Here is a 22,913-nt window from a genome sequence, read left to right on the forward strand (position 1 = left end):
AGCCAGATGAGTCTTCCCAGCTCGGCGGCGTGAATCTGACGACCTCTTAAAAGACCGCACCTCCCAAGCTGTGCGCGGTATTCCGCGCGCTGCTTTAGGAGGTGCAGTTGTTACCTCCTCTCGTTTAGACGGGTAGCGGCACTGGGCTGAAAGTATTGGCTGGTTTGGCCAGCCCAAAGTGCTCGCGGAGGGTCCGTCCTGAGTACTCGCGCCGGAAGAGTCCCCGGTCCTGCAGGATGGGAACGACATGGTCCACGAAGATGTCCAGTCCGGAGGGCAGGACGGGTGGCATGATGTTGAACCCGTCCGCGGCGCCGGCTTCGAACCATTCCTGGATCGTGTCGGCCACCTGGTCGGGGGTGCCGGCGAAGGTCCGGTGCCCGCGGCCGCCGCCGAGCCGCCCAATGAGCTGGCGTACAGTGAGGTGCTCCCTCCGGGCGAGGTTCACAATCAAGGTGTACCTGCTCTTGGCACCTTCGATCTGGTCCTCCGAGGGCAGCCCGGCCGGTAATTCGGCGTCCAGTTGCAGGGACTCGCCCGGAACCCGCAACACCCCTGCGAGCTGATTGCGGGCGTATTCAGGCAGGATGAGGTCATCGAGTTCCTGCTCAAGCCGGCGCGCTTCCTCTTGGGTTGAGGCGATGACCGGGACGATGCCGGGCAGGATCTTGATCGCTTCCGGATTCCGGCCGGCTTCTGATGTCCGCTGCTTCAAGTCTGAGTAGAAGGCCTGGGCGTCCCCGAGGGTTTGGTGTGCGGTGAAGACCGCTTCGGCGTAGCGGGCGGCGAAGTCCTTGCCGTTCTCCGAGGAGCCGGCCTGCACGATCACGGGGTGTCCTTGCCGGGATCGCGGGACGTCCAGGGCGCCCTCCACCTGGAAGTAACGGCCGACGTGCCCGGCCGGGTGCACCCGGGTGTTGTCCGCCCAGACGCCGGCTGCCTTGTCCGCTACGACGGCATCCTCGTCCCAGCTGTTCCAGAGCTTCTTGGCGACGTCCAGGAACTCCGCGGCCCGTTCGTAGCGCTCAGAGTGTGCAGGCTGGCCGGCCAGGGAGAAGTTCTTCGCCGCTGCGTCCCCGGCTGTGGTGACCACGTTCCATCCCGCCCTGCCACCGCTGATCTGGTCTACCGAAGCAAAGCGCCGCGCCAGGTTATACGGTTCGTTGTACGTTGTGGACGCGGTGGCAATGAGCCCGATCCGTTCCGTGACGGCGGCTATCGCCGCAAGCAGGACGGTCGGTTCCAGGCTCCCGTATGGCCGTTGGGTTACGTCGCCGTGCAACACCGGGGAGTCAGCGAAGAAGATGGAGTCCAGTTTCCCCCGTTCGGCGCTCTGCGCCAGCCGCTGGAAATGGGCCACATCGGTTCCCGCGTGGCTGTCGCTTTCCGGTAGCCGCCATGATGCCTCGTGGTGGCCGGTGCTCATCAGGAAGGCGTTGAGGTGAAGCTGCCTGCGCCCGGCGGTCATCGCTGTGCCCCGGTGAACGCGGACTCGTCAACGACGACGGTTTCGGAGTAGGAGGACGAGTCTCCCTTGATAGGTGTGCTGTGGCGCCCGTCCACACCCACGGGGATGTCGCCGGCAACGGTCACCCGGTTCAGTTGGCGGGGCTGGCCGTCGTAGTTGTCGGGGGCGTAGTGCTGGGTGATGCGGTTGTCGAAGAGGACAAGCTGGTCCGGTTCCCAGTTCACCCGGACCACGTTCTCCGGCCGGGTGATGTAGGCCTGGAGGAGCCGGAGGATGTCTTTGGATTCGGTGTTGGAGAGGCCCACGATCCTGAGCCGCTGGGCGAACCCGCCGATGAACAGGCCCCGCTCCCCCGTCAGTGGGTGGACGCGGACGACGGGGTGGGCGGTCTCGAAGAGGATGCGGGTGAATTCTTTGCGGCGTTCCTCGGCGCTGGCGTGTTCGAGGTTCTTGGGTACCGAGTAGTCGTAGTCGTTGGTGTGGATGGCCCAGAGCGTGTCCGCGAAATTACGGAGCTCGTCCGGCAGGTCCTGATAGGCCCCGGCGGATGACCCAATGAGGGTTTCCCCGCCGTAGGCAGGCAGGGTGATGCTGCGCAGGGTGGAGGCCTGGGGCGGGTTGACCACGAAGGTGACGTCGGTGTGCCAGTTGTTGGCGCTGCCGTTTTCGCTGTCCACCGGGAGGACGGCCGGTTTGCCGTCCACGGACGCCACGGTGGGGTGGGCGTTGGTGAGCGGGCCGAAGCGGCTGGCGAAGCGGACCTGCGCGTCGTCGTCGAGCACGTTTGCTTCCCGGAAGACGAGGGCCTTGTGCTTGTTCAAGGCGTCGCGGATCTGGGCGATGGTGGCGTCGCTTAGATCGGCGCTGAGGTCCAGTCCGCGGATTTCCGCGCCGATGCGGGAGCCGAGTTTGGTGAATTCGAGTTTGGTTTCAGTGATGGCGGCCATGATGGGTTCCTTTGCAGTTCAGTACGTTTGGTTCTGTGCGTTTGTGGTTCAGGGGATGGTGCTTGCGTGTATGGTCAGCCGTTTCCGGAGCCGACGGCGGTGCGCCAGCGGGAGAATCGGCGTTCGACCGCGACGAGCAGGTAGTTCACGGCCAGGCCGAGCAGTGAAACGGTCAGGATGCCGGCGTACATGTCGGGGATGAGGAAGCTGCTTTGTGAGTTGACGATGAGGTAGCCCAGGCCTGCCTTTGCCCCGACCATCTCGGCGGCGATGAGGACCAGGATTGATGAAGTGCCGGCCATTCGGATGCCGGTAAAGATCGTTGGGACTGCTGATGGAAGGATGACTTTCTGGAAGAGCGTGAAGTTCGACAGTCCGAGCGACCGGGCCGCCCGGATCAATAAGGGATCCACGGTCCTCACTCCGGCGATGGTGTTCAGGAGCACCGGGAAGAACGCGGCGTAGGCGACGATGCTGATCTTTGAGGTTTCGCCGATCCCGAGCAGCAGGGTGAACACAGGGAGCAGGGCCAGCGCGGCGGTATTCCGGAACACTTCAAGCAGGGGGTTCAGGAACCGGTCAAGGGCTCCGTACCAGGCCACCAGCAGGCCAAGTACGACGGCGGAAACCACGGCGATGCCGAATCCGCTCGCGGACCGGGTGAGGCTGGCGCCGAGGTGGTTCTGCAGCTGGCCTTTGGCGATCAATGAGCCCAGCGCGGCCAGGACATCGTGGAGTGGCGGCAGGAACACCCGGGTGGAGGCGGGGGCGAGGTAGAGCGGTCCGAATTCCCACAAGAGCAGGAACAGCAGGATCGCACCGGTCCTCCAGAGGGCCCGGCCGCCGCTGAGGGCTCCGCGTTTGATCCGGGAAAGACCGACGGCGGTGGCAGGGCTTCTGTGCCGGTCCGGTTCACCGGCTGCCGGCGCGGTTGCGGGGGCGTGGGCGGTGGGGTGTATGTCTGTGGTCAGGGTTGGGGCGCTCATTAGGCTGCCTTTCCGCGGAGAGGTTGCTGGGCTTCATCGGGGGCGGTGCCATCGGGGAGGATCTTCGCGTGACCGGCCTGCCGGGCCTTGAGGACTTCGTCGTGAAGGAGCGCCCAGACCTTGTGCCGGTGCTCCACGAACGCCGCGTCGGATCGGATGTCACGGTCGCCGGTCCGGTCTCCGAGGTTGATCGGGACGATTTCCTTGAGCCGTCCCGGGCGTGAGCTGAGCACGGCGACGCGCTGACCCAGGTAGACCGCTTCATCGATGCCGTGGGTGATGAAGATGATGGTTTTTCCGGTGGTACGCCAGATCCGCAGCAGTTCTTCCTGCAGCTGTTCGCGTGTCTGGGCGTCGAGGGCTGCGAACGGCTCGTCCATCAGCAAAACGTCCGGCTCGTAGGCGAGGCTTCTGGCGATGGCCACGCGCTGCTTCATGCCGCCGGAGAGTTCGTGCGGGTAGCGGTCTTCGAAGCCCGCGAGGCCCACAAGGTCAAGGTAGGTGCGCGCTTTCTCTGCGCGTTCCCTGCGGCTGAGCCGTTTACCGTCCTTTCCTGGGCCTTCCAGCCCGAAGGAGACGTTGGCCGCGGCCGTGCGCCAGGGAAACAATGCGTACTGCTGGAAGACGACGGCCCGGTCCTTGCCCGGCCCGGTGACCTCTTTGCCGTCCAGCAGGACCCTTCCGGTATCTGGCCGGGTCAGCCCGGCCAACAGGTCCAGGAGCGTGGTTTTCCCGGACCCGCTGGGACCCACCAATGTGAGGAATTCGCCGGCAGCGACGTCGAGGGTGATCCCGTCCAGGGCCGTCAGTGTCGAACCGGGCGGGGCGTCCTTGGTGGGCCTGACGGTGAAGGTCTTCCCGACGTTCTGCAGGCTGATTTTGGGTGCGGAACTCTGCGTCATGATGAGGCCTTCAGCAATCCGTTGTATTCGTTGGTGTAGTACTTGGACGGTGTGATGTCGCCGGTGACGATGCCGGTGTCCTTCAGCCAGTCTGACCAGCGGCTGAAGTCCTGGTCGGTGATGGCTCCCCTGTCCGGCACGCCAACGCTTTTCCAGTACTTCAACGTCGCGGTGCTTTCATTCCGCTGCCGCTTCTCGATGATGCTGGTAAAGCGGGCGGTGACCTCATCGCGCGGGGTGCTGCGTTCCCACTCAATGGCTTTGGCGACGCCGGTGGTGAAGATCTTCGTGGTCTCCGGGTTCTGCTGGATGAAGTCTTTCCGCAGGACGTACTGGCCGCCGGCAAACGTTCCGAACAGCTCAAAATCGCTGAAAAGGGAGCGAAGGCCGCCCTTGGCGACGGCGTTGTCCTGAAGCACCCCGCCCAGGACCCCGACGTCGACCTGGCCGCGGCGGATGGCTTCCTCGGTGTCGTTGGGGGGAACCACGACCAGCTGGACCTGTTTGATGTCGTCCTGGCTTAGACCGTTCTTCTTCAGGTAGCTGTTCAGGACTGCGTCCGAGTGTGCACCCAAGGTGTTGACGCCGACTTTCTTGCCGATCAAGTCACGCGGGGACCGGATCGGGCTGTCGTCCTTGACGTAGAAGCCGTTGAAAGTCTTCTCGTCCTCCCCGTAGTAGTTGATGACGGCCGTGACCGGTGCGCCGGCCTCGATGAGCTTGACGACGGCGCCGGAGAATGCGCCACCGAAGTCAGTGGCACCGGTCGCGGCCGATTGGATGCTGGCCGGGCCGCTGATGGTGTTTCCCACCCAGTTCAGCTTCACGCTGCCCAAGTAGCCGAGGTCCTCAGCGAGCTCGGGAAGGCTGACGCTGTTGGCTGCTCCTTCGTAGCGCAGTTCCGTGACTTCGGGCGCTCCGGAGCCGTTCTGAGCAGTTGCCGGTCCCCCACAGCCGGAGACTCCCAAGGAGACGGACATGGCCGCGGCCACGCCGAGGACGGAGAAGGTTCTTCGGGACATGTGCGGATTTTTCATAAAGGGACTTTCTGGGCTTCGGTGTGGATTCTGTTGGCCGGCGCTTCCTCCGGCCGGGCTGTGTCCACCATGAGAGCAGAGATGAAACGCGGGCAGAAGGGCGCTGTTCATGCTGGGAAACCGGGAGTAACGGCCAGCTCATGCGGCGTCGCCCGGAGAAACCTGGACGCTTACGGTCACGCTGCGACACGCAGGGCAATGCACTGAAACCTACTTACAAGTACGCGGTCTTTCGCCGTCAACTTTTGCCTTAAGCACCTGCCGCGGATGCGGTCCGAGGACGAAATGTGAAGCGGGCGCACGGCGGGCACACGCTTCATCGGCGCCGACCCGTTCGATTAATGGCGTTTCCGGGATGCAAAAAAAATTTCGACGGGAGCACGAAAGATTACATGCAAGCTTCCTGCTGATCGAGAGGTCTCACCCGTCACAGGATCGATCATCACCCTGAACGCTGTTTTCAGTATTCGTGATCCACATGGCCCGGTTTGTGGGAAAGACCCGGCCGCCTCGCTGGTCGGCGCATGAACCTGGGCGGTCCTCGCCGGCATGAAGGCTGGAGCCGATGATTACGTCACCAAGCCCCTGGATCCCTTTCTCCTGCATATCCGCCTCCTCGCCGCCCACAGGGTGACAGCCCTGCACGCCGACCTGGCTCAAGCCTTGGGTGCCGCAACCGTCGGCAACGAGAGGTTGGCTGCCTTTACCGGAAGGGTCAGCCATGACCTCCGTACCCCGTTGACCACAATTCATGGTTGAGGAACTTCTCGCATTCGCCTCCATCGGTGGTTCTTTGGAGAGAAGGCAACTTTCGCTGGCGAAGCTGGTGGAGGCGGTTACGGTTGACTTGAACCTCGGGTTACGGCAGGCGGGCGCGGTCATTGAGTGTGATGACTTTGTCTTCGAGGCTGACGAGGAACAGATGCGCACAGCGCTGCAAAACTTGATTCAGAACGCGGTCGCCTATGCCCGTTCCGGAGTTCGTCCGGTGATTCGTGTCCAGGGGCAGCGAACCGGTGCCGGAGTCGTGTTGTGCGTAGCGGATAACGGTAAGGGAATCGCCGCGGGAGACCGCGGCCGGGTAGTAGAACCGCTCGTGCGTCTGCACCGGGAGGGGGCCCGGCAGGATCCGGGTTGGGGTTGGCCACTTGTGCTCGCATCGCAGCAGCCCACGGGGGGCGGCTTGAAATTGCAGGGAACCAGGATGAAGGGACGAGCGTGAGCCTGTTTCTCGGGGACCAGATGGACGCGATGGGCCATCCCGGCTCCGGCTGAAACGCGGAATCCCAGGTTCACGATGCCCTCGGAATTGAGTTAAGAGGGATATATTTTGGGTGTGCGTCTCCGCCCGGGTCTTCGGGCGGCCCGGGTCTCAATTTCTTACGGGCAAGGGGCGCCCTATTGGGAGGGCTGCACGTGTCTCAGAGAGGTCTCCTTGAACCGCGACGGCCGGTTGGCGGAAGCATGGCCCGGCTGGCTGGGCTAATCGCTTCTGCCGCCGTGGTGCTGGCGGTTCTGGCATTGTATTTTGTTTGGAACAACGGAACCGCACCCGCGAGGGTCACGGGCGACTGCCTCATCCTGGCGGCCTCCCTGGTGGCCGGTACCAGCTGCAGCATGGCCGCACGTCGCGGTGAGAACGCACGGGCGTGGTCCTTCATGGCAGTGGCCTCGTTTACGTGGGCCGGGGGCCAGGCACTCTGGACCTACTTCGGCCTGACCAACAACAGCACTTACCCCTTTCCCTCGCCGGCCGACGGCTTGTTCCTCGCGTACTCCATCCCCGCCGCCGCGGCGCTTTTCAGCTTCAAGCGGCCGGCCGGCACCACAAAGGTGGGCTGGGTCAGGTCGGCACTCGATGCCTCGGTGATTGCCGGCTCCGTATTAGCGATCAGCTGGTACACGGCACTGGGGCCGGCTTTAAGCTCCGAAGGCGACATCCTGACCGTGCTCGTCAGCGTCGCCTACCCCGTCGTGGACGTGGTTATGTCATCCCTCGTGCTGGTCCTCGGAATGCGCCGGCAACCAGGCGAGCGCCTTCCGTGGTTATGCTTCGGCAGCGGCCTGCTCGCCCTCACCATCACCGACAGCACTTACGTCAGGCTGACGTTCGACGGCGTCACGGGCGTCACGGGTTCGCCCCTTGCGCTGGGATGGATCGGCGCCTTCCTCCTGATTGCGCTTGCACCGCTTCTCCCCTATGCGCAAAAACCGCAACCCGAGCGCAAGGCATTCGCACTTGCCCTGGAGCTGCTCCCCTACGCCCCCATCCTGGCGGCACTGGTTGTCGTTGCCGGCCCCCATGTACAGGAACTGGGTACCTTCCTGCTGGTAGTGGCCAGAACAACTGTGGTCCTCATCCTGATCCGGCAGGTGCTGATCGTCGTTCAGAACATCACTCTTGCCACCGGACTGGAGGAGGAAGTGGCCGTCCGTACTGCCGAGCTCGAGGGTTTGGGCGCCATTGTGAATTCCTCCACGGACGCCATCCTGAGCACCACCCCGGAGGGCGTCATCACCAGCTGGAATCCCGGAGCGGAGCGGCAATACGGTTACCCTGCCGAGGAAGCCATCGGCAAGGACGGACGAATCCTCCTGCCGCCGGGCGGCTCCGATGGGACCGAGGAGATATTCGAGCGGCTCCGGGAAAGCGGCGACGCGATGAACTTTGAAACCGAACACGTGAGGAAAGACGGGACGGTCATCCCGGTGTCAGTGACGGTCTCTCCGATCCAAAAAGACGGGAACCTTCGTGGGGTCGCAGTCATCGCCAGGGACATAACGCTCCGCCGGGCCGCTGAGGATGAGCTGAGGGCCGCGAGGGCTGCCGCTTTGGAGGCAAGCAGGCTCAAGTCCGAATTCCTGGCCACCATGAGCCATGAAATCCGTACGCCGATGAACGGCGTTGTGGGATTAACGGCACTTCTGCTCGAAACCTCTTTGGATGAAACACAGAAGCAATACGCCCACGGGGTCAAAGGCGCCGGCGATGCGCTGCTGGCCTTGATCAATGACATCCTGGATTTTTCCAAACTGGAGGCGGGCAAGGTGGAGCTGGACCTGCGCCCCTTCGATCCCCGCCTCCTGGTGGAAGAAGTCGCGGGGTTGCTGGCAGAGCCGGCACGAGCCAAGGGGTTGGAGCTCATCGCCTTTTGTGAGCCCAACGTTCCCGGCAGGCTGATCGGAGATTCAGGCAGGATCCGCCAGATCTTGCTGAATTTGGCCTCCAACGCGGTGAAGTTCACACCCAAAGGCGAAGTGGCCCTCCGAATAGGAACCGAAACACCGGAGACCGGGCCCGAATCCGCTGCCGGCGTCTATTTTGAAGTCCGGGATACAGGAATCGGTATCGCACCCACGCAACACGCCCGGTTGTTCGAATCGTTTTCGCAAGCCGACGCCTCCACCACCCGCCGCTATGGCGGCACGGGCCTGGGGCTGGCAATCTGCAGCCGCCTGACCGAAGCCATGAACGGTGAGATCGGGATGAGAAGCGTGCCCGGTGAAGGCAGTACTTTCTGGTTCCGTATCCCGTTGCCGGTGGCACCCGCGTCCACAGATCCCTTGCCGACCGCAGATGTCCTCACCGGTATGCGGGTACTGGTGGTTGACGACAACACCACCAACCGCCTGGTACTGGAATCACAGCTACGTGGCTGGCGGCTGCAACCAGACGCCGTGCCGGACGCTAAGACCGCACTCGCCCGGGCCCGGGAAGCGGCAGGGCGGGGAGCACCGTTCGATCTTGCGGTACTGGACCTTTGCATGCCGGAAATGAACGGCTTGGAACTGGCACGGGCCATCAAGGCTGACCCGGCCCTGAACCACATCGAACTGATCATGCTCACGTCAACCATGCAGGTCGAAGGATCAGCAATAGCCGAGGCCGGAGTCCGGGAATGGCTGATGAAACCTGTCCGCAGCTCTGAGTTCTACAACCGCCTGATCCGACTGATGTCCACCAGCGAAAAACGCCCGCCAGGTGAAAGTCTGACGAGCACGACCAGCGCGGCTGTGGCTGGGCGGTCAGTATCCGCACCCTCCTACACGGGTCTGGTCCGTGGACGGCTCCTGGTCGTCGAGGACAATGAAGTCAACCAGCTCGTGGCCCGGTCAACAGTGGCGAAGTTCGGCTATCTGGTGGATGTCGTCGGCAACGGCGCCGAAGCGGTGTCCGCCGTCGAAAAGACACGGTATGACGCCGTCCTGATGGACTGCCACATGCCGGTGATGGACGGGTTCGAAGCCACCCGGATCATCCGGAGCGAGAAAGGGAACAACCGGCTACCCATCATCGCCATGACGGCCGGTGCCCTCGACGGGGACCGGGAACGCTGCCTCGCTGCCGGCATGGACGATTACCTCGCCAAACCCGTCGACGCCTCTGAACTCGAAGCAGCCCTGTCCCGGTGGGTCCCTGATCAGACGGCAAGTTTCCTGCCCGGGCAACCCCTGGCCGTCACGGGCGGTGAACATCAGGGCCCCGGCGGCGAGCATTCTATCCGGGGGCTCGACAAGGGCCGGCTGGCCATTCTTCGTGATCTTGGACCTGCGGACGGTCTGGGCCTGCTGCCTGCGGCAGCAGAAGCTTTCCGAAACGACATCCCGGACCGGATTGCCGCCCTGCATCAAGCGATCAATGACAGCGACGGTCCGGCCCTGGCGCAGGCGTCCCACGCACTCAGGGGTGCCGCGGCCAACATCGGCGCCACCACCGCCGCAGCCCTGTGCGGCGAGCTGGAAGCCATTGGGCGGACCGGAAAGCAGGACGATGCCCTGCACCTTGTCAGTCGATTGGAAGCGGCGCTTACGCAAGTAGATATCGAACTCGATCAGGCCCTGGGCAGTGCGCCGTGATGGTCCTGGTGGCAGACGATGATCCTGGCTCGCTCCTGGTAGCAAAGGCAGCGGTTGAACGCTCAGGTCATGATTGCCTCACGGCGGGAAACGGCGACGAAGCGTGGGCCATGTATCTGGAGCACCAGCCGGACGTGGTGGTCACGGACTGGATGATGCCCGGCCTGGACGGCCTGGCATTATGCCGCGCCATTCGAGCGCGCGCCGCCGATTTGTACACCTATATCGTCCTGCTTACCTCGCAAGGGTCCCGTAACGACGTCCTCGCCGGGCTTGAGGCGGGGGCAGACGACTATGTCACCAAGCCGCTGGACCCTTTCGTCCTGCATGCCCGGCTGCTGGTTGCAAGGCGGGTCACCACATTGCACGCTGACTTGGCGCACTATCGTAAGGTGCTCTCTCAGCAGGCCCGGACCGATCCTCTGACGGGTCTGAACAACAGGTTGAAGCTTAATGAAGACCTGGAACAGTTGCACGCCCGCAGCCAGCGTTACCAGGAGGAGTATTGCCTGGCTATGTGCGACGTGGACAATTTCAAAAGCTACAACGACATTTACGGGCATCAGGCAGGCGACCTGGCGCTGCGGGCCGTGGGCGCTGTTCTTGCCAAAGCGGCACGCAGCAGTGATGGGGTGTACCGGTACGGCGGCGAGGAATTCCTGCTGGTCCTCCCGAAGCAGTCACAACAGGGTGCCAAAGACATGCTGAAACGAGCATTGCACGCGGTCCGGACGCTGGACATCATCCACTCGGGGGCTCCGACGGGTCACCTGACAATCAGCGCAGGTATTTCGGCATTCACCCCCGGGCTTCACGCTGAGGCCGACAGCGTTTTGGGTGAGGCCGACGCCGCTCTCTACGCCGCCAAATCAGCTGGCCGGAACCGGGTGGAGCTGGCTCCGGAAAGGCGGGGCTGAGCAGCAGTTGGGGCTCAGCCAACACCGACCTTGGAAAGGATGCCGTCACCTTTGGTTCGCATCGACGCCGGACGGGAAGCGATGCGCGCGGCCGACGAAGTGATCGCCGACGTCGAACGCAGCATTACCGAAGGCCTTGGAGCGGATGCGCCCGCGCACCTGCGGGCCCTACTCGACCACCTGAGTGAGTCAGCGGACCGGGTCGGCGCGCCACGACACCCCGCCACCACGCCCACGGTTTCGTCCGTGCCCACTGGATCGGCCGCCGCGTCGACGCCCAGGCCAGCGTGGCCCTCGCCCCGGTACGCCCAGTCGGTTTAGGTGGCTGGTGCCACAACGTCCTCCAGCACTGACCTGTCAAAGAAACGGATCTCGCCCGTTTCCTCGAAGAACACCGGAACTACTGACGTGCTCAGGTCTTTGGACGTCTCGTAGACTTCAGGCGCACCCCCATGTTTTCTGGCAATTGTTCCAACCAGCTCGGTACCGCGAACCCGAACAGTTCGATATTTGTAGCTCATCGTGACCCCTTCGTCGGCTACGGCACACCCTACTCCTTGAGACTGTCGCTTCGGGAGGTTTGCTCCTACGGCGCCAACGCCATTGGTGGCGTGGGGGCAGAACCCTGGGTCCGCCCCTTTTAAGGCCAATTGGGCGCATGATTAGCCCATGCGCAGGAACATTTGGTGCTTGACGGCCGCTATCGTCACCACGCTCATCTTTGGGAGCGTGTACGTGGCGTTCCAACAAATCGGCCGGCACACGGCAAACATGGCACCAGCCGCTGCTGCCGCAGCCCAGCTCCAGCACATGGGATCCGACGTCATGGCCGGGCCCCGGTTGGAACTGACACCGGACAGCGGGATCTTCCTCATTGTCTACGACGCTGGCGATGTCCCAATTTCCACTACCGTTACCCTGCATGGCACTGTCCCTTCCGTCCCCGACGGTGTGCTCCAAACCGCGAGGTCCCTTGGTACTGACACCGTGACCTGGCAGCCAGAGCCGAACCTGCGGATGGCCATCGTCGCGAAGGAAGCGGCGGGCAAGGTCGTCGTCGCAGGGCAGTCCCTGGCACCCTTCGAAGCCACCGACAGAATGACCATGTCCTTCCTGGCACTGGGCTGGCTCGGCAGCCTGCTCGTCATCACCGGCGCCTGCGCTGCCCGTACCCTTAATATCCAGGGACACCTCAGAGCCTGACACGAGTTAGGTATGCTAAGCCGAAAGGCAGGTGATGGATCGGTATGGCCATACGTAAAGCGACGGCACTGGACGTGGCACGGCGGGCAGGGGTGTCCCGCAGTGCAGTGTCACTGGTACTAAACGGCAGGGCAAACGGCAACGTCACCGCTGAACGCCAGGAGCGGGTTCTCCGCGCCGCGGCGGAGCTAAATTACACGCCCAACTCCGTTGCCCTCAGCCTGCGCAACCAGCAGACATCGACGATCGGCGTCATCACGGATGACATCGTCACCAGCCCCTTCGCCGGCCGGCTGATCAGCGGCGCCTCACGCACGGCCTTGGCGCGCGGATACATGGTCCTGGTGGTCGACACAGAACATGACGCGGCCCGCGATGGCGCTGCGGCGCAGCAACTCGTGCACCGGCAGGTCGACGGAATCATGTACGCCACCGGCAGCCTGCGTGAAATTACCGCCCCGCCGGCCATGCTCACCCTGCCAGCCATTCTGGCCAATTGCGCTGATGCCGGCTCGCAGCTCCAGTCGGTAATACCGGCAGAGGTCGACGGCGGACGAGCGGCAGCACAGCTGCTGATTGACCTGGGCCATCGCCGCATCACCCTGTTGACCGGAACTCTCAGCTCCCCCGCCGCCCCGCAGCGTGAACAGGGTTACCGTGAGGCCATGGCCAAAGCGGGGCTGGGCCTCGAACAACAGCATGTCCATGCGACCGGATGGGACATCGATGACGGCTACCGGGCCGCTTCCTCCGTTCTGGGTGGCAGAGACCGGCCGACAGCGATCATTTGCTCCAACGACAGGGTTGCCACCGGTGTTTTGCTGTATGCCGCGGCCTCGGGACTGCGCGTACCGGAGGATCTGTCGGTGGTGGGCTACGACGACCAGCAGAACCTGGCCGCCAACCTTGTTCCCGCCCTCACGACGGTGGCACTTCCGCACGCCGAAATCGGAGCAGCGGCCATGTCCCTGCTGTTGGACGCGGTCGAAGGAAAAGTCCCGGCAGCTGAGGATTTGGAAGCAGGAACTCTCTACATGCCCTGCCGGATCATTCCGCGCGCGTCCACTGCAGCGGTTCCGGCCGGCTAACCTGGCGGACAGTTTCCTCAACGCCTGGCCGAAACATTATGACAGGGACGTCCTATCCCTGCCCCCGGCGGGAGCACGCCGTCCGCGTATGGCCAGGCAGTTCGCGCTCGTGATTCAACCTCACTGAACCACCAGCAAAAGTTCCTGCTTGACACGTGTTAGGTGCGCTACTTACTCTACTTAACACGTGTTAGGAGAAGCCGACAATGACGTCTGAAAAGACACCGGGGAAAGCAAACCCCTCGTATGCGCCGCGGTCCGGCAGCGGGCTTTCACAGCTCACGCGGCGGTCCCTGCTGGGCCTGACCGGCCTGGCCGTCGCGGGAGCCACGGTGGGCGCCTGGCCCCGACTGACCGGAAGCGACATTCCAGGCCGCGGGAGTAAAGCCCTGAACATCGCCATCCTTGGAACGGCCGCCGACGCGGCGGCCCGCCAGGGTCTGGTTCAGGCGTTTACTGCCGCCCACCCTGATATTCCGGTCCGCTTGCAGGCGATCCAGGGCGCGGACTGGAAGGACTTTTTTTCCAAGATCCTCACCATGGCCGCCGCCGGAACACCGCCGGACGTCGTCTACGTAGCCACTGAGGGCGCCCAACTGTTCGCCGACAAGCTCGCCGAACCGCTGGATGATTATGTCCGCCGGGACGCAGCGGACATGAGGGATTACTTCGACGACGTTCATCCGAGCCTGCTGGAAGCCTTCATGTACCAAGGCAACCTCTACCAGCTTCCGCTGGACTGGAACGCGGCGAACATGTATTTGAACACCACCACCTTCGCCCAGGCCGGGCTCGACCGGCCCAGGGAAGACTGGACCCAGGACGACTTCAGCGCCATCCTCCGTGCGTTGCGGAAAGCACGCCCAGCCGATTTCACCCCCTACTACTGGACCAACCGCCTTTTCGGTGGAGTAGTGCCATGGCTATACGCCAACAACACCAGCTTCCTGACCGAAACCAAGGCACCCGGCGGGGACTGGCTTTGGGACCGTTTCTACCCGACCGACCCAGCCCGGGCCACCCGCGGCGGCGGCTACCAGTGGCTCTCGCCCAACGCCGAGGATGGGCGCGTCATCGAGACCTTCGACTACCTGCGCGAACTCGTTGCCGAAGGACTGGGCGTCCGTCCTGAAGCCGGGGGCGGCAACGCCTTAGTTGGACTGTTCGGCAACAACCGCATCGGCACCACGCCGGCCGGCGGTTACTGGGCGCAGGGCCTGCACGACGCCGGCATGACCGCCGACCAGTTCGATGTGCAGTTCTTCCCCCGCTGGCGCAGCCAGCGGCATCAGTTCGGTGCCGCCGGCTATGCGATCATGCGCACGGCCAAGGACAAGGACGCCGCCTGGGAATGGGTTAAGTTCTGCTCCAGCCGCGAAGCAATGCAGCTGGCCATTCCCAAACCAAACACCACCCCCACCCGCCGCTCGATGGTCAATGAGTCCTTTTACGCGGCCACCGGACCCAAGCATTGGAAAGTCTTCTACGACACCCTCGACAGGTTCCCCACCTCCGGCCCCATCCCCGCTCCGCCGCAGCAGGCCGCCGTCGAAACTGCCCTGATGAAAAACGTTTCCACTGCCGTCAGCGGCAGTTCCGCTGATGTGCGGGCCGCGATGGGCACCCTGCAGCGGGATCTCGAACTGGCCCTCAGGAGTAACTCATGACCACCACTGCCGCCGCTCCACGCCGAACGTCGCAACCAGCGGCCGCCCGCCGACCCTTGATTGAGCGGTGGCTGGCCACGATCTTCCTTGCTCCCACGGTACTCGGGATGGCCCTGTTCACCTTCCTGCCGATCATCGGCTCGCTGGTCCTGGCCTTCTTCCGCTGGGACATCATTTCTGCACCCCAGTTCGTCGGTTTCGCCAACTTCGCCTCCTTGGCACAGGACCCCACCGTTCGGGTGTCGTTCCTGAACACCATCGTGTTCGTCGTCGTAGCAGTCACGCTTCAACTCGGCATCGCGCTTGGCCTGGCTTCCATGCTGCAGGCCAGGATGCCGTCCTGGCTCAGGGTGTTCCTGCGGTCCACCTTCTTCTTTCCCCTGGTGCTGTCGGCCGCGTCAGTGTCCATTTTCATGCGGTACATGTTCAACGAAAAGTTCGGCGTGGTGAACTGGCTCCTGTCGCTCATCGGCATTCCCGCAGTCCCGTGGCTGACCAGTCCCGTGGCCTCCGCCGCCGTCGTCGTCCTGGTCTACGTCTGGCAGAACTTCGGGTTCTCCTTCCTCCTCTTCCTCGGCGCCCTGACCAACATTCCCAAGGAACTGCACGAAGCCGCCAACCTGGACGGCGCCACAGGCTGGAAGCAGTTCAGCAATGTCACCCTTCCGCTGATCAGCCCCACCGTGCTGGTCGCCTCCGTGATGGCCATCATCAGTGCCCTGCAGGTCTTTGACCAGCCCTACGTCCTGACCAACGGAGGTCCCGGCGATTCCACCCGCACCGCCGTCATGGTCATCTTTGAATCTGCCTTCCAGCAACTGGAGTTCGGCGAAGCCTCGGCCATAGGCCTGGTACTGACCGTGCTGATCCTTGCCGTCACCGCCCTGCAATTCCGCCTCAGCCGCCGCTTCGTCTTCTACCAGTGAGGTCCCTCATGTCCAGCCAGACCCTGCACACCGGGACCAACGAGCACCCGGGTTCCACCACCGGCACACCGGCCACCCGCAAGCCCTACCGCCACCGCCGCCTGCCCGCTGCCGGAACCGTCGGCAGGTACACGGCCCTGGCCGTGGCAGCCGCGCTGACCCTCGGCCCTGTCTTGTGGACCCTTTCCACCTCCCTGCGGACGCCGTCGGAATCCTTCAACCTGCCGCCGTCCTTCCTGCCCATCAACCCGGACTTCACCGCTTACCAGGAGGTGTTCAAACAGATCAACGTGGGCCTCCTGGTCCTGAACAGCGCCTTGGTGACCGGACTGATCGCACTTGGCCAGATGGCTTCCGCCACCCTGGCCGGCTACGCCTTCGCCCGTCTGGACTTCCGCGGCAAGAACGCCATCTTCTCACTGGTGCTGGCCACCATGATGGTCCCGGTTCAGGTCACGATCGTCCCGGTGTTTATGCTCATTCGAGGGATGGGCCTGTCCGATACCCTGCTGGCCCTGATCCTGCCGGCCATTCCCACCGCCTTCGGCACCTTCCTGATGCGCCAATACTTCCTGGGCCTGCCAAACGACTTCGCAGAAGCGGCCTCCCTGGACGGCGCCGGACCATGGCGGATCTTCCGTTCCGTCTACGTTCCATTGGCGGTCCCTGGCATGGCAATCGTCGGGATCCTTGCCTTCAACTTCCACTGGAACGAGTTCTTCCGGCCACTGATCCTCACCATCAGCGAACAGAACTTCACCCTCCCCCTCGGCCTGGTCACACTCCAGGGCAACCTTGGCACCGGAAGCATTTCGGTGGTCCTCGCCGGCGTGATCCTATCCATGCTGCCCGCACTGGTCGTCTTTATCTTCGGCCAACGCACCCTCCGCGAAGGCCTCACGGCCGGCGCGAGCAAATAACTCAAACTCTGAAAAGGACCCTTGTGGAGACACTTACTTCGACTCATACGGCCGGCACAGCAGGCAGCTACCGCCCTGCCTTGCACTACACCGCGAAAGACACCTGGCTCAACGACCCCAACGGCCTGATTTTTCATGACGGCCTCTACCACCTCTACTACCAGAACAACCCGCTGGGAAACACGTGGGGAAACATGTCGTGGGGTCACGCCACCTCGACCGACCTGCAGACCTGGACCGAACACCCGGTCGCCATTGCCTGTGACGAGGATGAAGACATTTTTTCCGGCAGCATCGTCTACGACCGTCACAACACCAGCGGTTTCGGCAGCGGGTCCGTCGCCCCGCTCGTGGCGATCTACACGAGTGCCTTCAAAACGGGTTCACTGCACGAGGGCGTCCAGGCCCAGTCATTGGCCTACAGCCTGGACGGGGGCTACACCTGGACGAAATACGCAGGCAACCCCGTACTGAGCCGCGGGTCCGCCGAGTTCCGCGACCCCAAGGTCTTCAGGTACGACGGCGACGCGGGCAGCTACTGGGTGATGGTCGCCGTCGAAGCCAAAGACTTCCAAGTGGTCCTCTACAAATCCGACGACCTGAAAAGCTGGGAACTCCTGAGCACTTTTGGCCCTGCAAACGCCACCGGTGGCGTTTGGGAATGCCCCGACCTGTTTCCGCTGCCCGTGGACGGCGATCCGGCAAACCTAAAGTGGGTCCTCACCGTCAACCTCAACCCCGGCGGGCCCAACAAGGGCTCAGCCGGCCAGTACTTTATCGGCGACTTTGACGGGGCCGCATTCACCTCCACGAGCACCGTAACCGAAGGCCTTCAGGACCCTGACCGGCTCGGGGACTACCGATGGCTGGACTGGGGACGGGACTATTACGCCGCCGTCTCCTTCAGCGACGCCCCGGACAACCGCCGGCTCATGATCGCCTGGATGAACAATTGGGAATACGCCAACAGCATCCCCACCACACCATGGCGCAGCCCCATGAGCCTCCCCCGGGAAATTTCACTCCAGACAAACGACGGAAAGTTGTGCCTGGTCCAGCAGCCCGCGAATGACCGGACTACCTTGGCGGGCTCGGAGTCGTTCTGCCTTTCCGGAACCACCATCGACGACGACGTGCGGTTTCTTGATGGCGCGGAAGGCACGGTCCAGCGCATCGACGTGAGCTTCGCACCCGGGAGCGCAGAGCAATTCGGCCTCATCCTGCGTGGTGACGGCGCGAAGGGAACCCGCGTGGGCATCCGGCCGCACCAAGCCACATTGTTCGTGGATCGCCGGGAATCCGGGCGGACAGATTTCCACCCCTCCTTCCCCTCGATCGATACCGCTCCCGTCCGGGGAAAGCAAGGCTCCTACGACCTCACCATCTTCGTGGACCGCTGCTCTGTTGAAGTGTTCGCCCAAGACGGCCAGGTCACCATGACCGAACTGATCTTCCCTGCCGAAACAAGCACCAGCCTCGCCGTCTACGCCGTCGGCGGTGCTGCAACCATCAGCAGCCTCCAGGTCACGCAGCTCGCGTAGCGCGGCACCACAGCAAGGAACAACAAAAAATGGATAACAACCGCAAACCATACCCTCCGCGGCAGGTGTTGGACGTCGTCGTTGTCGGGGAAGCCCTGACCGACGTCGTCACCACCCCGGAGGGGACGCATGAGTATCCCGGCGGGTCGCCGGCCAATGTCGCCTACGGCCTGGCCCGTCTTGGAGTCAGCACGGGGCTGCTCACTTCCATGGGCGCTGACCGCCGTGGTGATGCACTCGAAGAGCACCTCACCGGCGCCGGCGTGATGATCCTGCCCGGCGCCCGGTCGTTGGGGAGAACGTCGACGGCGACCGCCACCATCGCCCGCGACGGCTCGGCGGACTACGCTTTCGACGTAACGTGGGACGTGGAACCCCTGGATCCTGCACTTCCTCCGCCGAAGGTGGTCCACACCGGTTCGATCGCGAGTTTCCTCATACCGGGCGCCGGTAGGGTCAAAGCCATCCTCCAGGAACTCCGCAGCGAGTGCACCATCACCTACGACCCCAACATCAGGCCGGCCCTGCTGGGAACCCATGCGGAAGCACGGCGGACGTTCGAGGAACTGGTGCACCTCAGCACTGTCGTCAAACTCAGCGACGAGGACGCCGAATGGCTGTACCCGGAAAAGGCCCTGGAGGACACCGCGACATACATCCTGAATCTGGGAGCGGAGCTGGCTGTCATCACCAGGGGCTCATCAGGATCATTGCTCGCAACGCCCGCCTCGTCCCTCACCATTCCTGCAGTAAAGACCCCTGTGGTTGACACCATCGGGGCCGGCGACTCCTACATGTCAGCCCTGATCCTGGGACTCCTCACCCGGGCAACCGCTGGCTTCGCGCCCTCGATCCTTGACCAGCTCGGACACACAGCGGCCGCTGCGGCCGCGATCACCGTATCCAGGGCCGGTGCCCGGCCGCCCACTGAAGAGGAACTCCGCGCAAAGCTTCAGCATCAGCCCCAACTGCATTCCTACTCGTAGCAACTGGCACTCCCCGCCAAGAACCTGCCTTGGCCGCGCCGCCCATGGGTCACCGCGGCCGCCGGCCTAAACCCGCTCCGGGAAAGACTCGACCTTTGCAGGGTCGCGCTCCACGACATCGCCAAGAGCATCGTCGATCAGTTCAAGCGTTTCGGGTTCCAGGACCAATTCGGCAGCTTTGACTGTTTCGTCGAGCTGTTCGGGGCGGCTGGCGCCGACAATCGCTGCGGAAACGTTTGCGTTGGCCAACACCCAGGCTACGGCCAAGGTGGCTAATGGCACGCCCAGCTCCTGGGCTATCGGCTTGAGCTTTTCAACCCGTTCCAGCACCTCCGGCTGCAGGAACCTGTGCTCGGTCTTCAATCCGCCGTCTTCGTCGCTGAAACGGCTGCCGGCCGGCGCTGTGGAAGCACCGTATTTGCCGCTCAACACCCCTTGGGCCAGCGGTGACCAGCAGACTTGCGTAATCCCCAGTTCGTCACAGACCGGCACTACCTCGGACTCGATCACACGCCACAGCATGTTGTACTGCGGTTGGCTCGACACCAGCCGGATGCCCAGTTCGGCCGCCAGCGCTGCGCCGGCCCGGATCTCTTCCACGGTCCATTCGGACACGCCGATGTAGTGGGCTTTGCCGGCACGGACGATGTCAGCGAAGGCCCCCATGGTTTCCTCCAGCGGGGTTTCGTAGTCGTAGCGATGAGCCTGGTAAACGTCCACGTAATCCATCTGCAGACGCCTCAGCGAACCGTTGATCGATTCCATCACGTGCTTACGGGACAGCCCGCGGTCGTTCTTGCCCGGCCCGGTGGGGAAGAACGCCTTGGTCATGATTTCCAGGCCTTCGCGGCGGACTCCCTTCAGGGCCTCACCGAGCATGGATTCGGCCTTGGTGCCGGCATAGGCGTCCGCGGTATCAAAAGTGGTGATGCCCAGATCCAGCGCCTTGCGGACGCATTCCGTGGCGAGGTCCTGCTCCACGGTTTCGCCATGCGTAGCCCAGTTGCCCAGTGCTATGGCGCTAACGTACATGCCGCTGGTGCCGAGTTTGCGGTATTGCATGAAGTTTCCTTTCAAGGGGTGCCGGGGTGTCCGGCGGAAGGGGGAGAATCCGGGGTGCTGGCAGATAAGCGCAGTGCACGGGGAGGTGCAGTGGTCTCCCGCACAACCAGGCGCGCAGGACGCACGAGGGCAGCAGGGGGCCCTCCCTTCAGGATGTCCAGGAGGATCCGGGCGGCGTCCTGTCCTTGTTCGGCTACTTCATGGTCCATGGTTGTCAGGTCCACGACGTCACAGAGCTCATGATTGTCGAACCCCAGCACGGAGAAATCCCGGGGAACATCCAAGCCAGCCTTCCGGAGGACTTTGAGTGCACCGAAGGCCATCTCATCGGAGGCAACAAAAGCTGCCGTGGGGACCTGGTCCGTGACCAGCAGCCGCGACATGGCGAGGGCGCCCCCGGCCACACTGTTCTCATCAAACTGTTCAAGCGTCCTGTCCTGGGGCAGCCCGGCCGTGGAGAGGGCCTCCCGGTAGCCCATGAGCCGCTGCAAGGGAGGGACACCGCCGAGGTTGCTGCCGTCGTCATCACGGATGCCGATGAATGCGATCCGTTCGTGGCCCAGATTTAGCAAGTGCCTCACGGCAGCCCGCCCGGCGCTGACGTTGTCCACTGATACTGATCCGATGCCCTGCGCTTCCGCACCAAGCAACGCCACTGCCTGGCCTTGGGAAGCGAGCGATTCCAGCTCGCCCTTGGTGGGCTGCAGCGCGATGATGATGACCCCGTCAGTCCGGCCATGCAGATGCGCACCGCCGAAGAACCGCTCCCGCTGGGCAAGGGTGGCCAGCTCAAAAAGGAGCACGTCAAACCCGGCTTCCCGGAGCGTATGCGCTGCTTCGCCGATGACCTTTCCGAAAAACCACTTCGCCAGGACCGGCACCACAATGCCGACGGTCTGCGTCCGGCCCGTCGCGAGCCGCGAAGCAGCAGGAGACGCCGAATAGCCCAGTTCGCGCGCCAGGTCCTGCACGCGCTTGCGGGTCGCCGCCGATACGCCCGGAATGTCACGAAGGGCCCGAGAGACCGTCGATACCGAGACACCTGCCATCTCAGCGACCAATTCCACGCTAGCTGTCATGCGCCCATGCTAGGTCGATGGTGGCGTTGAACGCAAGCGCTTGCAGAACCTCTCGCCATCCGGTCCTCGCCGGCAAGGAAGGCCTCCATCCGGCACAGGCTGTGTCAATGAAGGCGATGGCGGTGAAGTTCGCAAGGTGCCCCTTGACACCATTCCAGTAACGCGCGTAATCTCTATCACACGCAGCGAGTAACGCGCGTTACTTATCCTGGCAGCATCACCCCCACAACGGAGCATTCAATGGCGAAGACCACTACCTCGAATCATGCGGCCGCTGCGCGGCAGCGGGGTGTCACCATGAACGATGTTGCCAAGCACGCCGGCGTTTCCCGGACCGCGGTTTCGTTCGTCCTGAGTAACCGCGCGAATGCCAGCATCTCCGAGGAAACCCGCGCCCGGATCAACGAAGCTGTTCAGGCCTTGGGCTACCGCCCTAATGCCGGAGCACGTGCACTGGCATCCCAGCGCAGTGACTGGTATGGCATCGTCACCGAGATCGTCACGGCACCGTTCGCCGTCGACATCATCAAGGGTGCACAAGACCAGGCCTGGCTGGACCGCAAGTTCCTGCTCATCGCACCCTCCGACCAGGCCGATGCCGTAGGACCCAACCAGGGATTGGAAGACGCCGCGACCGAGAAGCTGCTGGAGCAGCGCGTGGAAGGACTTCTCTACGCGGCCACGTTCCACCGTGGCGTGCACGTGCCGGAAAGCACCAAGGAAGTACCCACCGTCCTGATCAACTGCTTCGACGCCGACGGCAAGCTGCCCTCGATCGTCCCGGACGAACGTGCCGGGGGCCGTGTCGCCGTCGAACGTTTGCTCCAGGCCGGCCACAGCAGGATCGGAGTCATCAACCTGGATCCGGACATTCCCGCAGCAATCGGGCGTTTGGCGGGTGCACGCGAAGCACTCGCCAAAGCCGGACTGGAGCTGGACCCCGAGCTCGTGGTGTCTGGATATGCAACGGCGGACGGCGGGTATGAGGCCGCGTGCCGCATCCTGGACCGCTACCCACAGGAGGACAGGCCAACCGCGCTGTTCTGCCTGAACGACCGCATGGCGATGGGCGCTTACGACGCCATCAAGGAACGGGGCCTGACCATCCCCGGAGACATCGCCGTGATCGGCTTCGACAACCAGGAACTGATTGCGGCCTACCTCAGGCCCAAGCTGACCACAGTTGCGTTGCCATTCGAAAAAATGGGCGCCCTGGGAGTCCAGACGCTCGCAGCCCTGACAGCAGGACAGCCGATAATTGCCGACCAGCAATTAGTCGACTGTCCGCTGCTAGAACGCTCTTCGGTCTGACCGCGAAATCAATAGC

21 protein-coding genes are annotated in these 22,913 nt (G+C 63.4%); 12 read left to right on the plus strand and 9 right to left on the minus strand.

Annotation, left to right across the window (positions count from 1 at the left end; all coding sequences use genetic code 11):
• Positions 1-124: 124 nt before the first annotated feature.
• The 6 genes from AB4Y79_RS08145 to AB4Y79_RS08170 all read right to left on the minus strand — a co-directional run bounded on the left by AB4Y79_RS08145 (position 125) and on the right by AB4Y79_RS08170 (position 6,063).
• On the minus strand, positions 125-1,468 hold the full coding sequence (locus AB4Y79_RS08145; RefSeq protein WP_441860339.1) for an LLM class flavin-dependent oxidoreductase: 1,344 nt from the start codon (positions 1,466-1,468) through the stop codon (positions 125-127).
• Positions 1,465-2,415 carry a TauD/TfdA dioxygenase family protein gene (locus tag AB4Y79_RS08150; RefSeq protein ID WP_441860340.1) on the minus strand — a complete coding sequence of 317 codons (951 nt, stop codon included), beginning with the start codon at positions 2,413-2,415 and terminating at the stop codon, positions 1,465-1,467. The genes AB4Y79_RS08145 and AB4Y79_RS08150 overlap by 4 nt, the downstream gene beginning before the upstream one ends.
• A 74-nt stretch (positions 2,416-2,489) precedes the next feature.
• Complete coding sequence (locus AB4Y79_RS08155) at positions 2,490-3,401, minus strand: ABC transporter permease (RefSeq protein ID WP_441860341.1); 912 nt, start codon at positions 3,399-3,401, stop codon at positions 2,490-2,492.
• The gene (locus AB4Y79_RS08160) at positions 3,401-4,303 is read right to left on the minus strand and encodes an ABC transporter ATP-binding protein (protein ID WP_441860343.1); all 903 of its coding nucleotides are present in this window, start codon (positions 4,301-4,303) and stop codon (positions 3,401-3,403) included. Before AB4Y79_RS08160 ends, AB4Y79_RS08155 begins: the two co-directional genes overlap by 1 nt.
• Positions 4,300-5,325: an ABC transporter substrate-binding protein gene (locus AB4Y79_RS08165; RefSeq protein ID WP_441860344.1), complete on the minus strand. Its 1,026-nt coding sequence runs from the start codon at positions 5,323-5,325 to the stop codon at positions 4,300-4,302. Before AB4Y79_RS08165 ends, AB4Y79_RS08160 begins: the two co-directional genes overlap by 4 nt.
• Positions 5,326-5,760: 435 nt before the next feature.
• The gene (locus AB4Y79_RS08170; RefSeq protein WP_441860345.1) at positions 5,761-6,063 is read right to left on the minus strand and encodes a hypothetical protein; all 303 of its coding nucleotides are present in this window, start codon (positions 6,061-6,063) and stop codon (positions 5,761-5,763) included.
• 28 nt (positions 6,064-6,091) lie between these two features.
• Here AB4Y79_RS08170 and AB4Y79_RS08175 point away from each other — a divergent pair, with 28 nt between their 5' ends.
• The 4 genes from AB4Y79_RS08175 to AB4Y79_RS08190 all read left to right on the plus strand — a co-directional run bounded on the left by AB4Y79_RS08175 (position 6,092) and on the right by AB4Y79_RS08190 (position 11,435).
• Positions 6,092-6,562 carry an ATP-binding protein gene (locus tag AB4Y79_RS08175; protein WP_441860346.1) on the plus strand — a complete coding sequence of 157 codons (471 nt, stop codon included), beginning with the start codon at positions 6,092-6,094 and terminating at the stop codon, positions 6,560-6,562.
• 242 nt (positions 6,563-6,804) lie between these two features.
• The gene (locus tag AB4Y79_RS08180) at positions 6,805-10,197 is read left to right on the plus strand and encodes a response regulator (protein WP_441860347.1); all 3,393 of its coding nucleotides are present in this window, start codon (positions 6,805-6,807) and stop codon (positions 10,195-10,197) included.
• A complete protein-coding gene (locus AB4Y79_RS08185; RefSeq protein ID WP_441860455.1) occupies positions 10,197-11,114 on the plus strand; it encodes a GGDEF domain-containing protein in 918 nt (305 codons plus the stop codon). Before AB4Y79_RS08180 ends, AB4Y79_RS08185 begins: the two co-directional genes overlap by 1 nt.
• A 39-nt stretch (positions 11,115-11,153) precedes the next feature.
• Positions 11,154-11,435: a hypothetical protein gene (locus AB4Y79_RS08190; RefSeq protein ID WP_441860348.1), complete on the plus strand. Its 282-nt coding sequence runs from the start codon at positions 11,154-11,156 to the stop codon at positions 11,433-11,435.
• Here the strand turns inward: AB4Y79_RS08190 and AB4Y79_RS08195 are convergent.
• Positions 11,432-11,635, minus strand: a complete 204-nt coding sequence (locus AB4Y79_RS08195) for a hypothetical protein (protein WP_441860349.1) — start codon at positions 11,633-11,635, stop codon at positions 11,432-11,434. The genes AB4Y79_RS08190 and AB4Y79_RS08195 overlap by 4 nt on opposite strands.
• Positions 11,636-11,783: 148 nt before the next feature.
• Here AB4Y79_RS08195 and AB4Y79_RS08200 point away from each other — a divergent pair, with 148 nt between their 5' ends.
• The 7 genes from AB4Y79_RS08200 (at position 11,784) to AB4Y79_RS08230 (ending at position 19,445) form a co-directional block, all read left to right on the plus strand.
• On the plus strand, positions 11,784-12,317 hold the full coding sequence (locus AB4Y79_RS08200; RefSeq protein WP_441860350.1) for a hypothetical protein: 534 nt from the start codon (positions 11,784-11,786) through the stop codon (positions 12,315-12,317).
• A gap of 44 nt (positions 12,318-12,361) precedes the next feature.
• On the plus strand, positions 12,362-13,405 hold the full coding sequence (locus AB4Y79_RS08205) for a LacI family DNA-binding transcriptional regulator (protein WP_441860352.1): 1,044 nt from the start codon (positions 12,362-12,364) through the stop codon (positions 13,403-13,405).
• 206 nt (positions 13,406-13,611) lie between these two features.
• Positions 13,612-15,072, plus strand: a complete 1,461-nt coding sequence (locus AB4Y79_RS08210) for an extracellular solute-binding protein (RefSeq protein WP_441860353.1) — start codon at positions 13,612-13,614, stop codon at positions 15,070-15,072.
• A complete protein-coding gene (locus tag AB4Y79_RS08215; RefSeq protein WP_441860354.1) occupies positions 15,069-15,998 on the plus strand; it encodes a carbohydrate ABC transporter permease in 930 nt (309 codons plus the stop codon). The genes AB4Y79_RS08210 and AB4Y79_RS08215 overlap by 4 nt, the downstream gene beginning before the upstream one ends.
• An 8-nt stretch (positions 15,999-16,006) precedes the next feature.
• Complete coding sequence (locus AB4Y79_RS08220; protein ID WP_441860355.1) at positions 16,007-16,918, plus strand: carbohydrate ABC transporter permease; 912 nt, start codon at positions 16,007-16,009, stop codon at positions 16,916-16,918.
• Between the two features lie 23 nt (positions 16,919-16,941).
• On the plus strand, positions 16,942-18,459 hold the full coding sequence (locus tag AB4Y79_RS08225) for a glycoside hydrolase family 32 protein (RefSeq protein ID WP_441860356.1): 1,518 nt from the start codon (positions 16,942-16,944) through the stop codon (positions 18,457-18,459).
• Between the two features lie 29 nt (positions 18,460-18,488).
• A complete protein-coding gene (locus AB4Y79_RS08230; RefSeq protein ID WP_441860357.1) occupies positions 18,489-19,445 on the plus strand; it encodes a carbohydrate kinase family protein in 957 nt (318 codons plus the stop codon).
• A 66-nt stretch (positions 19,446-19,511) separates the two neighbouring features.
• Here AB4Y79_RS08230 and AB4Y79_RS08235 read toward each other — a convergent pair whose 3' ends face one another.
• The gene (locus AB4Y79_RS08235; protein WP_441860358.1) at positions 19,512-20,507 is read right to left on the minus strand and encodes an aldo/keto reductase family protein; all 996 of its coding nucleotides are present in this window, start codon (positions 20,505-20,507) and stop codon (positions 19,512-19,514) included.
• 11 nt (positions 20,508-20,518) lie between these two features.
• Positions 20,519-21,586, minus strand: a complete 1,068-nt coding sequence (locus AB4Y79_RS08240) for a LacI family DNA-binding transcriptional regulator (RefSeq protein ID WP_441860359.1) — start codon at positions 21,584-21,586, stop codon at positions 20,519-20,521.
• 240 nt (positions 21,587-21,826) lie between these two features.
• On the opposite strand from AB4Y79_RS08240, the gene AB4Y79_RS08245 reads away from it, so the two are divergent.
• Complete coding sequence (locus AB4Y79_RS08245; protein ID WP_308931139.1) at positions 21,827-22,897, plus strand: LacI family DNA-binding transcriptional regulator; 1,071 nt, start codon at positions 21,827-21,829, stop codon at positions 22,895-22,897.
• Positions 22,898-22,913 lie beyond the last annotated feature (16 nt).

This window comes from Pseudarthrobacter sp. YAF2, assembly GCF_052113345.1.
Classification (GTDB): domain Bacteria; phylum Actinomycetota; class Actinomycetes; order Actinomycetales; family Micrococcaceae; genus Arthrobacter.

Bases quoted from the DNA above. Each gene is read 5' to 3' on its own strand.
- AB4Y79_RS08180 (WP_441860347.1), top strand. From the start codon at position 6,805: ATGGCCCGGCTGGCTGGGCTAATCGCTTCTGCCGCCGTGGTGCTGGCG.
- AB4Y79_RS08160 (WP_441860343.1), bottom strand. From the start codon at position 4,303: ATGACGCAGAGTTCCGCACCCAAAATCAGCCTGCAGAACGTCGGGAAG.
- AB4Y79_RS08185 (WP_441860455.1), top strand. From the start codon at position 10,197: ATGGTCCTGGTGGCAGACGATGATCCTGGCTCGCTCCTGGTAGCAAAG.
- AB4Y79_RS08230 (WP_441860357.1), top strand. From the start codon at position 18,489: ATGGATAACAACCGCAAACCATACCCTCCGCGGCAGGTGTTGGACGTC.
- AB4Y79_RS08240 (WP_441860359.1), bottom strand. From the start codon at position 21,586: ATGACAGCTAGCGTGGAATTGGTCGCTGAGATGGCAGGTGTCTCGGTA.
- AB4Y79_RS08210 (WP_441860353.1), top strand. From the start codon at position 13,612: ATGACGTCTGAAAAGACACCGGGGAAAGCAAACCCCTCGTATGCGCCG.
- AB4Y79_RS08215 (WP_441860354.1), top strand. From the start codon at position 15,069: ATGACCACCACTGCCGCCGCTCCACGCCGAACGTCGCAACCAGCGGCC.
- AB4Y79_RS08145 (WP_441860339.1), bottom strand. From the start codon at position 1,468: ATGACCGCCGGGCGCAGGCAGCTTCACCTCAACGCCTTCCTGATGAGC.
- AB4Y79_RS08175 (WP_441860346.1), top strand. From the start codon at position 6,092: ATGGTTGAGGAACTTCTCGCATTCGCCTCCATCGGTGGTTCTTTGGAG.
- AB4Y79_RS08220 (WP_441860355.1), top strand. From the start codon at position 16,007: ATGTCCAGCCAGACCCTGCACACCGGGACCAACGAGCACCCGGGTTCC.
- AB4Y79_RS08190 (WP_441860348.1), top strand. From the start codon at position 11,154: ATGCCGTCACCTTTGGTTCGCATCGACGCCGGACGGGAAGCGATGCGC.
- AB4Y79_RS08235 (WP_441860358.1), bottom strand. From the start codon at position 20,507: ATGCAATACCGCAAACTCGGCACCAGCGGCATGTACGTTAGCGCCATA.
- AB4Y79_RS08205 (WP_441860352.1), top strand. From the start codon at position 12,362: ATGGCCATACGTAAAGCGACGGCACTGGACGTGGCACGGCGGGCAGGG.
- AB4Y79_RS08245 (WP_308931139.1), top strand. From the start codon at position 21,827: ATGGCGAAGACCACTACCTCGAATCATGCGGCCGCTGCGCGGCAGCGG.
- AB4Y79_RS08170 (WP_441860345.1), bottom strand. From the start codon at position 6,063: ATGGCTGACCCTTCCGGTAAAGGCAGCCAACCTCTCGTTGCCGACGGT.
- AB4Y79_RS08200 (WP_441860350.1), top strand. From the start codon at position 11,784: ATGCGCAGGAACATTTGGTGCTTGACGGCCGCTATCGTCACCACGCTC.
- AB4Y79_RS08155 (WP_441860341.1), bottom strand. From the start codon at position 3,401: ATGAGCGCCCCAACCCTGACCACAGACATACACCCCACCGCCCACGCC.
- AB4Y79_RS08195 (WP_441860349.1), bottom strand. From the start codon at position 11,635: ATGAGCTACAAATATCGAACTGTTCGGGTTCGCGGTACCGAGCTGGTT.
- AB4Y79_RS08150 (WP_441860340.1), bottom strand. From the start codon at position 2,415: ATGGCCGCCATCACTGAAACCAAACTCGAATTCACCAAACTCGGCTCC.
- AB4Y79_RS08165 (WP_441860344.1), bottom strand. From the start codon at position 5,325: ATGTCCCGAAGAACCTTCTCCGTCCTCGGCGTGGCCGCGGCCATGTCC.